Here is a 1,341-nt window from a genome sequence, read left to right as displayed (position 1 = left end):
GCGGCAGCATATCGAGAAGCGCTTGGTGACACCGAAGTCCTCAATAGACCGAACGCTGTGCGCGACAGATTCGACCTGATCACCCAATCCCCAGATAGAACCCGGCTGACCTTCACCGAAGCGAAAGGTGGCGATGCGAAGCTCAGCAGTACAGGTCGCAAAGTCGACGGAGAATCGGCGGGGCAAGGTTCTACGACCTACTTCAATGACCTATTCCAGAAAGATCCGGAGTTTCGGGCCTGGCTGGACGAGAATCCTGGCGTTCTCGAAAAACTGCAGAAAGGTGAGATCAAGATCGAATATCAGATGGTCAGAGCGCGACCGGACGGAACCGTGGAAGTCTCTGATCTGGTACTCGACCAGAGCGCTCTGGTATTGGAGTAACAAACCTTGCGATCAAGCGCACGAATGTCTATACTAGGAGAATTATGAACGATTTCGCACGGCTGGACGCCGACCAACTACGCCCGATAATCGAGGCTTTTCGAGCACTAAAATGGCCTGCTACGAGAGCGGATATAAAGTCTGTAGCCGAAAGGCTTCATTGGGAGGTTACTTCAGACCGCGAAAGTGGCATTGATCTGCTTGCTGCGCTGCCCCTGAATGGTAACCGGGTCGACGTGCTCTTGAGCGATGAATGCGTTCTAAAAGTCAACATCCCAGTCTCAGACAGAGTACGAAACATAGATAACGATCTGGAACCTGATCTGAGGTCAAGCTTCCGCGCGATCGTTGACGACGTCAACGTCATCCTCGACGGCGGAAAGACGAAGACTCCTGGTATGCGTCAATATCACTGGGATTTCGACGATTCAAGCCGCCTCGCAGTAGAGAATTTTGGTGCAAAGATCGTCCTTCAAGTCTTTTCACCACGCTGGGCGAATGTTGAGCGCGAAGAGGAGCGCCAGGGGCTTGATCCCTCACGTCCGTTCGATGACCATCAAGAGTCCGACATGTGAATAGCCAACACGGCAGCTTTCGCGCGGTTATTGAGGGGCAACCGATCAAGACTGTCCATGTCATTGTTCACAATGAGGCTTATGCAAAACTCGCTTGAGCATCACAAAACCCCAGGTCAAAGGCACCTTCGTTAAGTGCGCGATTCCGTTTTGCATAAGCCTCAATGTGCGATGATTGAAAGTGTAATCATAAAGACAACATATGTTATTTCACTGAATGGTGCTTTTGATAGGGAGCCTCCAAATGACCTATTTGTTGAGGAGGTTATCCGTAGGGCTCCCACATTGAGGCCTATTCAAAACGATTTTCTATAGAATTTTAAGCCGATGATAGCTGTGATGGTTTCGGCGAATGTTTCGTAGGGTCGACGGTAGTCGGTAT

Annotated in this window: 2 protein-coding genes; both read left to right on the top strand. The window is 50.6% G+C overall.

Annotation, left to right across the window (positions count from 1 at the left end):
• The coding region (locus tag B0H03_RS16400; RefSeq protein ID WP_207774266.1) for a hypothetical protein at nucleotides 1-384 on the top strand (384 nt) is incomplete at its 5' end.
• Nucleotides 385-428: 44 nt separating this feature from the next.
• Complete coding sequence (locus tag B0H03_RS16395; RefSeq protein WP_127843896.1) at nucleotides 429-959, top strand: DUF6301 family protein; 531 nt, start codon at nucleotides 429-431, stop codon at nucleotides 957-959.
• Nucleotides 960-1,341 lie beyond the last annotated feature (382 nt).

This window comes from Rathayibacter iranicus NCPPB 2253 = VKM Ac-1602 (assembly GCF_003149025.1).
In the GTDB taxonomy this organism is placed as follows: Bacteria; Actinomycetota; Actinomycetes; order Actinomycetales; family Microbacteriaceae; genus Rathayibacter; species Rathayibacter iranicus.
This window is presented reverse-complemented; position numbering and strand designations above follow the sequence as displayed.